Below are 7900 nucleotides of genomic sequence, written 5' to 3'. Positions count from 1 at the left end.
CTGGGGGCGGCCGCCCCCAGGCCCCCGCTTCGGCCTGAACGGCCTCGTCCTCAGGCGCCGGACGGGCTGGATGTGCCTGGGGCGGGCTTGTCCCTGCACGCCGGACGGGCTGGATAGTGGCGGGCCCGTCACATCCGACCGGCCTCCTGGGCGTCCCCAGGAGGCCGGAGGTCAGGTTCTCAGTGGTTGAGGCCGAGGTTGCCGAAGGCCGGGTTCAGTACGCCGATGACGTTGACGCTGTTGCCCACCACGTTGACCGGGATGTGCACCGGGGCCTGGACGAGGTTGCCCGAGGCGACGCCCGGCGAGCCGATGGCCTGGCCGTTGGCGTGCGCGCCCTCCGTGGCGGAGGCGAAACCGGCGCCGGCGGCAACCAGGCTGCCCGCCACCATCGTCACAGCGGCGGCCTTCTTCAGGTTCTTCATGTCTGTTCCCTCCCATTGCGTTCACCGCGGCAGGTCGCCGCGGCACGCACTGAAGAACGCCGGAGATCCACGAAGGATGCGCCATCCGGGGGACATTCCCACGACGGTATGAATCTCAGCCCGGAAGGGAACGTTCCGAGTTGCCGGTCATCCGGCCACACCATGACGAACCGCCCACAACGCCGCCTGTGTGCGGTCCGCCAGGTCGAGTTTCATCAGGATGTTCGAGACATGCGTCTTGACCGTCTTCTCGGACAGCACGAGGGCGCGGGCTATCTCCCGGTTCGAGCGGCCGTCCGCGATCAGCGTCAGCACCTCGCGCTCCCGCTCGGTGAGCGAGCCGCCCCTCCCCTGGCCCGAGTGCGTCTCCTCCTGGGTCAGCAGCGCGCCCGCGACCTCGGGCTGGAGCAGGATGTGCCCGGCGTGCACGGAGCGGATGGCGCCGGCGAGGGCGTCCGGGTCGATGTCCTTGTAGACGTACCCGGCGGCGCCCGCGCGCAGGGCGGGGACGACCGTGCGCTGCTCGGTGAAGCTCGTGACGATCAGCACGCGCGCGGGGTTGTCGAGTTCACGGAGTCTGCGCAGTGCCTCGACTCCGTCCATGCCCGGCATCTTGACGTCCATGAGGACGACGTCGGGTTTCAGTTCCTGCGCGCGGTCGACTCCCTCGGCGCCGTCCGCCGCCTCGCCCACCACCTCGATGTCGTCCTGTACTTCGAGGAACGTGCGCAAGCCCCGGCGTACCACCTGGTGGTCGTCGACGAGCAGTACCTTGATCGCGTCAGCCACCAGGCACCTCCATCTCGATCGTGGTGCCCTTTCCGGGCGCCGATTCCACGTCCAGCCGCCCGCCGACCCCGCTCGCCCGGTCCCTCATCGAGACCAGGCCGAGGTGGCGTCCGGCGCTGCGTACCGCCGTCGGGTCGAAGCCGCTGCCGTCGTCGGTGACGCGCAGGACGGCGCCCTGGCCGCACTTCGCGAGGGTCACCTCCACCAGGGCCGCCCCGGAGTGCCGCAGCGCGTTGTGCAGGGCCTCCTGGGCCACCCGCAGCAGGGCCTCCTCCTGGGCGGCGGGGAGGGCGCGGACCCCGTGGCTGTCGAAGGTCACGCGCGCGGAGTGCGCGCGGTCGAGGACCTGGATGTGGGTGCGGAGGGTGGCGATCAGGCCGTCCTCGTCCAGGCCCGTGGGTCGCAGTTCCACGACCGCCGCGCGCAGTTCGTCGGCCGCCTCCGCGGCGAGCGCGGCCACCTGTTGCAGTTCGCCCTTGGCGCGGGCGGGGTCGCGGTCCACCAGGGCTGCGGCTGCCTGTGCGGTCAGGCGCAGGGAGAACAGTTTCTGGCTGACCGCGTCGTGGAGTTCGTGGGCGAGGCGGGAGCGTTCCTCGACGATGGTCAGTTCGCGGCCGCGTTCGTGGAGGCGGGCGTTGGTCAGGGCGATCGCCGCGTGCTGGGCCAGGATGGCGAGGAGTTCCTCGTCGTCCTCGGTGAAGCCGCAGCCGCCCGAGGGTTTCGCGCGGTTCTTGTTGGCGAGGAACAGCGCGCCCAGCACCTCGTCGCCGTCCCGGATCGGCAGGCCCAGGAAGTCGGACATGTCGGGGTGGGCGGGCGGCCAGCCCTCGAAGCGCGGGTCCTCGCGGACGTCGGCCAGGCGCTCGGCGCGCGCCGAGCGCAGCATCGCCGCGAGGATGCCGTGCTGGCGCGGGAGCGGGCCGATGGCCTTCCACTCGGCGTCGCTGACACCGTCGACCACGAACTGGGCGAAGCCGCCGTGGTCGTCCGGGACGCCCAGCGCCGCGTACCGCGCGTCGAGCAGCTCCCTGGCGGAGGCGACGATCGTCTTGAGGACGTCGCGCACCTCCAGGTGCCTGCTCATGGCCAGCAGCGCGGCGCTCACCGCGGACAGGCCCGACCGTGGTCCTTCGCTCATGCCCTCACGGTACCGGCGGGGTGTGACAGTGCGTATCCGTCCTGTGGCGGCGGCGCCTGGGCCGAAGGACCTAGGCCGAAGGGCGAAGCGCGACACCCGACAGGCCCCTCACTCTGAGCATTGCTCTCGCAACCAATGGTGAGACGGACGGCCGGCCCATGTGACCCCGCGCATAGGACCCACATCACTTACTAGTGGCCATAGGAGACAAACGTCCACCCGATGAGCGGGAAAGACGCTCCGATCTGTCCTATTTTGCCGCTCCTGGGTCCACTACCCGCCGTAGTACGTCACACCTTTGCCACGGGATTTTGCGGCCGCTAAGAATGGCAACCGTCGCTCAGCGCCGCGGGTTCCGCCCGCGGCGTTTGTGCCGGAAGCACGCCTGCCCCTTCGGGCACGAGCGACGTCCGCGCTATTCGAAGAGGTTCCTCCGCCATGCCCAAGAACACCACCGCTCCTGGTCATAGTCGTACGTCGGCCAGGACCCGCAGGATCGCGATCGCCGGTGCCGCCACGCTCGCCGCGGCCACCCTCGCGTTCAGCTTCGTGCCGAGCGGCACGACGACCACCTCCGAGGCCGTCTCCGCCGCTCCCGTGGTGTTCAGCCAGGGCCAGATCAAGAACGTACGGGCGAGCATCACCGACCAACTGGCCGGCGAGACCGTGAAGGCCGACGCCGCCGCGGCGAAGCTGAAGGCGGCCGAACTGGCCGCCGCGAAGAAGGCCGCGGTGAAGAAGGCCGCCGCCAAGAAGGCCGCCGCGAAGAAGGCCGCCGCGAAGAAGGCCGCGGCGAAGAAGGCCGCCGCGAAGAAGAGGGCCGCAGAGAAGAAGGCGGCGAAGAAGAGGGCCGCTGCGAAGGCCGCGAAGAAGCACAGGGCGAGGGAGGCCGCGAACCGGTCCGCCAAGCGCGCCGCGCTCAAGAGGGCCGCCGTGAAGTGGTACCCCAACAACCTCGACGGCTGGATCCGCGAGTCCCTCTCCATCATGGCGAGGAAGGGCATACCGGGCTCCTACAACGGCCTGTACCGCAACATCATGCGGGAGTCGACGGGCAACCCGAACGCCGTCAACGGCTGGGACATCAACGCCCAGAACGGCACCCCGTCGATCGGCCTGCTCCAGGTCATCCAGCCGACCTTCAACGCGTACCACGTCTCCGGTACGTCGTTCAGCATCTACGACCCGGTCGCCAACATCACGGCCGCCGCCAACTACGCGGCCCACCGGTACGGCTCGATCGACAACGTCAACAGCGCGTACTGAGGTCATTGAGGTCGGCGCGGATCTCTGACTCGTACGTACAGGCGAAAGGGCGGCACCCCACCGGGGGTGCCGCCCTTCACCGTCGTACGGCCGTGATCACTTGCGCATGACCTCGGGCTCGTGGCGGCGCAGGAAGCGGGCCACGAAGAAGCCGCAGATCACACCGAGGGCGATCAGGGCGGCCATGTCGATGCCCCAGGCGGCGGCCGTGTGGTCCCACAGGGGGTCGGTGCTGCCGGGGTCGTCGACGTTCGGGCTGATCTTGTTGAAGTCCAGCGTGGCCCCGGCGGCGGCGACCGCCCAGCGGGACGGCATCAGGTACGAGAACTCGTTGACGCCGATGTTGCCGTGCAGGATGAACAGACAGCCCGTGAACACGACCTGGATGATCGCGAACATGACGAGCAGCGGCATGGTCTTCTCCGAGGTCTTCACCAGGGAGGAGATGACCAGGCCGAACATCATCGACGTGAAGCCGAGCGCCATGATCGGGACGGAGAGTTCGAGCAGCACGAGTTTGCCGAGGACCAGGCCCTCGTCGGGGATCGTGCGGTTCGCGAAGCCGATCGCGCCGACCATGAGGCCCTGGAGGACCGTGATGAAGCCGAGGACGATCACCTTGGACATCAGATACGCGGAGCGCGACAGGCCGGTCGCGCGCTCCCGTTCGTAGATGACCCGTTCCTTGATCAGCTCACGGACCGAGTTCGCGGCGCCGGCGAAGCAGGCGCCGACCGCGAGGATGAGGAGCACGGTGGTGGCCGTGCCGTTCGGGATGTTGAGGCCGTTTCTGCCGATCCTGCCGGGCAGCAGGGTCTTGTCCGGGTCGATGAGCAGGCTCACCGCGCCGAGCACCGCCGGCAGGATCACCGTCAGGGCCAGGAAGCCCTTGTCGGAGGCGATGACCGTCACGTACCGCCGGATCAGGGTCATCAACTGGGAGCCCCAGCCCTGCGGCTTGGGCGGGCGCATGGCCTGTGCGGCGGGCATGTCCACGGACTGCGGGGCGACGGCGTCGATGTCCGCGGCGTACATCTGGTAGTGCTGCGAGCCCTTCCAGCGGCCCGCCCAGTCGTAGTCGCGGTAGTTCTCGAAGGCGGAGAAAACGTCGGCCCAGGTGTCGTAGCCGAAGAAGTTCAGCGCCTCCTCCGGCGGACCGAAGTAGGCGACGGCGCCGCCGGGTGCCATCACCAGCAGCTTGTCGCAGATCGCCAGTTCGGCCACGGAGTGCGTGACGACGAGGACCGTACGGCCGTCGTCGGCGAGGCCGCGCAGCAACTGCATGACGTCACGGTCCATGCCCGGGTCGAGGCCGGAGGTCGGCTCGTCCAGGAAGATCAGCGACGGCTTGGTGAGCAGTTCCAGGGCCACCGAGACACGCTTGCGCTGGCCGCCGGAGAGGGAGGTGACCTTCTTCTCCTTGTGGATATCGAGCTTCAGCTCGCGCAGCACCTCCCCTATGCGGTGCTCGCGCTCCTCCGTCGTGGTGTCGGCGGGGAAACGCAGCTTGGCCGCGTACTTGAGGGCCTTCTTGACGGTCAGTTCCTTGTGCAGGATGTCGTCCTGCGGGACCAGACCGATGCGCTGGCGCAGCTCGGCGAACTGCTTGTACAGGTTGCGGTTGTCGTAGAGGACGTCGCCCTGGTTGGCGGGCCGGTAGCCCGTGAGCGCCTTGAGGAGCGTCGACTTGCCGGAGCCGGACGGGCCGATGACCGCGATCAGCGACTTCTCCGGGACGCCGAAGGAGACGTCCTTCAGGATCTGCTTGCCGCCGTCCACGGTGACGGTCAGATGGCGGGCCGAGAAGGAGATCTCGCCGGTGTCGACGAACTCCTCGAGGTGGTCGCCGACCAGCCGGAACGTGGAGTGGCCGACGCCGACGATGTCGTTCGGGCCGAGCAGCGCCGTGCCGCCCTTGGCGATCGGCATGCCGTTGACGTACGTGCCGTTGTGCGAGCCCAGGTCTCGGATCTCGAAGCGGCCGTCGGGCGTCGCGTGGAACTCGGCGTGGTTGCGGGAGACCTGGAGGTCGGAGACGACCAGCTCGTTCTCCAGGGCGCGCCCGATGCGCATCACCCGGCCCAGGTGCAGTTGGTGGAAGGTGGTCGGGCTGCGGTCGCCGTACACCGGCGGCGTCCCCGCGCCCGCCCCCGCGCCGGGGCCCTGCTGCTGCGGGATCGCGGCGGGCTGCTGCTGCGGCCGGCTCTGTTCCGGCGTCTGGGGCTGGGGCTGGGGCTGTTGGGCCCAGGAGGGGCTCGCTCCCTGGGCCGCGTACGGCTGTTGCTGCGGCGTCGCCACCGGGGCGGCGCTGGAGAGGACCAGACGCGGGCCGTCGGTCGCGTTGCCGAGATGGACGGCCGAGCCCGGCCCGATCTCCGTCTGATGGACGCGCTGCCCCTGCACGAAGGTGCCGTTGGTGCTGCCGTGGTCCTCGATGACCCAGCTCCGGCCGCCCCAACTGATCGTGGCGTGCCGCCAGGAGACCCTGGCGTCATCGAGCACGATGTCCCCCTGCGGATCACGTCCGAGGGTGTACGGCCTGGACGAATCAAGCGTCCAGGACCTTTCGTTCAATTCCAGTACGAGTTCCGGCACTCCATGCCCCACTGAGTTGTCCCCCGAAAATTGCCCCAACATGGGGAGTCTAGGGATGTCGAACATCGTGGGGAACTATTTCAGGCTCAGCCCCCTGACCGAAAGTCGGGTCTTGCGGAAGGGGCGTGGAAGCGGACAGCGACGCGCCGTTGACGCGGTGGAAACCGGCCCGGAGAGTGGTAGTCCCACGGGAGGGGGACACGCGGGGTGGGCCGCCGCCGCGCGGATCGGGGGCTGACGATGGGCATCGAGACCGCCGAGCAGGGCGGGAGGCTGCCGTGGGGAGACGTGCTGCTCTCCGCGATCACCTCTGTGAGCTGGGCGTTGATCGGAATGGCGGGCACTGCGGCACTCGGTCTGCATCTGTTGGGGGCGGACGCCACGGCCTCGCTGGGGCCGATGACCGCGGCGGTTGTGGCACTTGGGGCGGGTGGTTCGGTCACTCCGTCCGGTGATGTGTCGGCCTTCGGCCTGAAAGGCGCGGAGGCGGCGACCGCCGTCGAGATCACGCCACTGGGCGTGAGCCTGGTGGGCGCGCTGCTCCTGTCGTGGTTCTTCCTACGGTCCCTGCGCGGGGCGGGAGTTGTGATCCCGCCGGCCGAACTCCTCACGCGCGCGGGTGCGGTGATCGCGCTCTTCGTGGCCACCCTGGGCGGGCTGGCCTGGGCGGGGCACGACCTCATCACCATCGACGGCGGCAGCCTGGGCCTCGACTCCCTGCCGGGTACGGGCGGAGGTGGCGGCGGCGGGGGCGGAGGTATCAATGTTCCCGGGCTCGGGGACATCAGCGGTCTGCTGCCCGACCGGGTCGGCGACCTGATCGACGCGAAGGCGGCCGTCGGCTTCACCGTCGACACACTCCCCACCCTGCTCGGCGGCCTGGTCTGGGCGGCCGGGGTCCTGGCGATCGCCCTGCTGGCCTCCCGCCGCACTCCCCTGCCGCGCGGCTGGGAAGCGGTCCACCACGTCGTACGGCCGGCGGTGTCCGCCCTGGTCACCGTGGCACTGGCGGCGGTGGCGGCGGGGTTCGCGGCGGCGGCGTACGCGGCGACCGGCGACGCCCATCCCCGGCGCATCGCGGGTGCGGCGCTGCTCGGTACCCCCAACGGGGTCTGGCTGGGGGTTTCGATCGGTCTGTTCGTCCCGTTCGACGGCAGTGCGTCAGGAGTGCTGGTCAACTTCCTGCCTGATCCCCTGGACCGGCTCCTCAGCTCGCCTGACGACCAGTCGGTCAGCCTCGGCAGACTGGCCGAACTGGACAGCCGGGTATGGCTCCTGGGGGTCGCGGCGGCCTTGATGATGCTCCTCGCGGGCATCCTCGCGGCGGCCCGGACACCGCTGGCCCGCGGAGTCGGCCCGGACGACGCCGACGGGCGGGTGCCGCTCGCCGTACGGGATCCGGGTGCCCTGCGTTTCGCCGGCCGGTGCGCGTTGCGGCTGGGGGTGGCGACCGCCATTGCGCTGCCGCTGCTCGCCTGGCTGGCGGAGGTGTCCGTGGACGCCTCGGTCTCGGTGCTGGGCTTCGACGCGTTCGGCGCCGGAATCGAACTGCGCGGGCAACTCGTCGCGGCCGTCCTGCTGGGCGCGGTGTGGGGCACGGGCGCGGGAGCCGTTGGCGCGCTGCTGGCATACGTGAGCGGGGCGGCTGGGTGGCGGGCGGCGCCGTTGGCACTGGGGGACGCGGGGG

Annotated in this window: 6 protein-coding genes; 2 read left to right on the top strand and 4 right to left on the bottom strand. The window is 70.0% G+C overall.

All coding sequences use genetic code 11. The annotated features are described in order from the left end of the window. Positions 1-179: 179 nt before the first annotated feature. The 3 genes from chpE to AOK08_RS39475 form a co-directional block, all read right to left on the bottom strand. Entirely contained in the window at positions 180-425 is a 246-nt protein-coding gene (gene chpE / locus AOK08_RS39485; RefSeq protein ID WP_055535068.1) for a chaplin ChpE, read from the bottom strand. Positions 426-572: 147 nt separating this feature from the next. Next, positions 573-1214, bottom strand: coding sequence for a response regulator (locus AOK08_RS39480; RefSeq protein ID WP_055535066.1), 642 nt, complete (start codon positions 1212-1214; stop codon positions 573-575). Beyond that, the gene (locus AOK08_RS39475; protein ID WP_055535064.1) at positions 1207-2352 is read right to left on the bottom strand and encodes a GAF domain-containing sensor histidine kinase; all 1146 of its coding nucleotides are present in this window, start codon (positions 2350-2352) and stop codon (positions 1207-1209) included. Before AOK08_RS39475 ends, AOK08_RS39480 begins: the two co-directional genes overlap by 8 nt. A 438-nt stretch (positions 2353-2790) precedes the next feature. On the opposite strand from AOK08_RS39475, the gene AOK08_RS39470 reads away from it, so the two are divergent. Then, a complete protein-coding gene (locus AOK08_RS39470) occupies positions 2791-3618 on the top strand; it encodes a transglycosylase SLT domain-containing protein (RefSeq protein ID WP_055535062.1) in 828 nt (275 codons plus the stop codon). A 96-nt stretch (positions 3619-3714) separates the two neighbouring features. Here AOK08_RS39470 and AOK08_RS39465 read toward each other — a convergent pair whose 3' ends face one another. Beyond that, positions 3715-6213 (bottom strand): ABC transporter ATP-binding protein/permease, encoded by a 2499-nt coding sequence (locus AOK08_RS39465; protein WP_055535060.1) that lies wholly within the window; start codon positions 6211-6213, stop codon positions 3715-3717. Between the two features lie 240 nt (positions 6214-6453). Between AOK08_RS39465 and AOK08_RS39460 the strand changes: the two genes are divergently transcribed. Then, positions 6454-7900, top strand: a 1447-nt coding sequence (locus AOK08_RS39460; protein WP_055535058.1) for a streptophobe family protein, incomplete at its 3' end; no start/stop codon positions are given.

The organism is Streptomyces graminilatus (genome assembly GCF_001418565.1).
Classification (GTDB): Bacteria; Actinomycetota; Actinomycetes; order Streptomycetales; family Streptomycetaceae; genus Streptomyces; species Streptomyces graminilatus.
Note: the sequence above shows the minus strand (reverse complement) of the source record. Positions and strands in the feature narration are given on the sequence as shown.

Excerpts from the sequence above, each read along its gene's own strand:
- chpE (WP_055535068.1), bottom strand. The coding sequence starts at position 425 with ATGAAGAACCTGAAGAAGGCCGCCGCTGTGACGATGGTGGCGGGCAGC.
- AOK08_RS39475 (WP_055535064.1), bottom strand. The coding sequence starts at position 2,352 with ATGAGCGAAGGACCACGGTCGGGCCTGTCCGCGGTGAGCGCCGCGCTG.
- AOK08_RS39470 (WP_055535062.1), top strand. The coding sequence starts at position 2,791 with ATGCCCAAGAACACCACCGCTCCTGGTCATAGTCGTACGTCGGCCAGG.